Annotated in this window: 2 protein-coding genes; both read right to left on the bottom strand. The window is 45.0% G+C overall.

Annotated features, from left to right (window positions below; translation table 11 throughout):
* The coding region (locus J2X61_RS36245; protein WP_310195308.1) for an IS3 family transposase at positions 1–827 on the bottom strand (827 nt) is incomplete at its 3' end.
* Positions 797–1,050: helix-turn-helix domain-containing protein (locus tag J2X61_RS36240; protein ID WP_310195305.1), on the bottom strand; the 254-nt coding region annotated here is incomplete at its 5' end. The genes J2X61_RS36240 and J2X61_RS36245, both read right to left, overlap by 31 nt.

The raw sequence follows: 1,050 nt of genomic DNA, 5'->3' as shown, positions 1-1,050 counted from the left end.
TCATTATAAAATTGGATAAAAGCCTCAATTCGTTGTTGAGCTTCTTCAATCGAACGGATATCATATGGGTAGAGCGCTTCCGCTTTAAGATGCGAGAAGAAGCTTTCCATAGCGGCGTTGTCTAAACAATTGCCGCGACGCGACATGCTGATTTGGGCGCCAACCGTAGGCAGCATGTCGTGGTAAGCATGAGACGTGTACTGGAATCCTTGATCGCTGTGAACGATCAGCCCGGTCACGTCTTTATGCTGTTTAAAGGCCTTCTCAAAGGTCTTTATCACTAACTCATTGTCGTTGCGATGACTGATGTGAAATGCGACAATGTCGTTGCCGTATAGATCCTTGATGGCCGACAAGTAAAGTCGCTGATCTCCTACGCGGTACTGTGTGACGTCGGTAACCCATTTGTTATTCGGCTTTGCTGCCGTAAAATCTCTATTTAACAAATTTGGAGCAACTCGACCATCTGACTTCATAACTTGATATGCACTAAAATACGGACGTTTAGCTCGAATAATAGAACGAATACCGAGTTCTTGCATAATGCGCAGAACCTTCTTGTGGTTCACTGTTTGGTCATGCTGTCGTTTTAGTTCAGCTGCAATCCTTCGATAACCATATGTGCCCCTCCGTAGGTCGTATACAGCTTGAATGAGTTTCTTAACCTCCCTATCTGGGTCTTGTTCTTTACGGTTCAGATAGCGATAGTATGAACTTCTCCAGACGCCCAATATCTTGCAGAGCTGCACCACCGGATATATGTTTGATGCTTCTTCGATGATGGCGTACTTTCCTCTTACACCTCCCGTTTCCAGATTTCCAAGCACTTTTTTAACATCGCATTTTCTCTTTCGAGTTTCTTATGTTCGCGATCCTTGTCGATATACTCCGTTCTACGGCCTCGCTGATCGAGTAGACCAAACTCTCCCTGCTCACGGTATTTCCTCATCCACTTCTTTACACGATCTTTATCTTGAATGGCTAGATGCTCCGTGATTTGTCGGTACGTCCATTTTTCCACTAGATGCAGACGTATCGCCTCAAGCTTCG

This window comes from Bacillus sp. 3255 (assembly GCF_031456485.1).
Lineage (GTDB): Bacteria > Bacillota > Bacilli > Paenibacillales > NBRC-103111 > Paenibacillus_E.
This window is presented reverse-complemented; position numbering and strand designations above follow the sequence as displayed.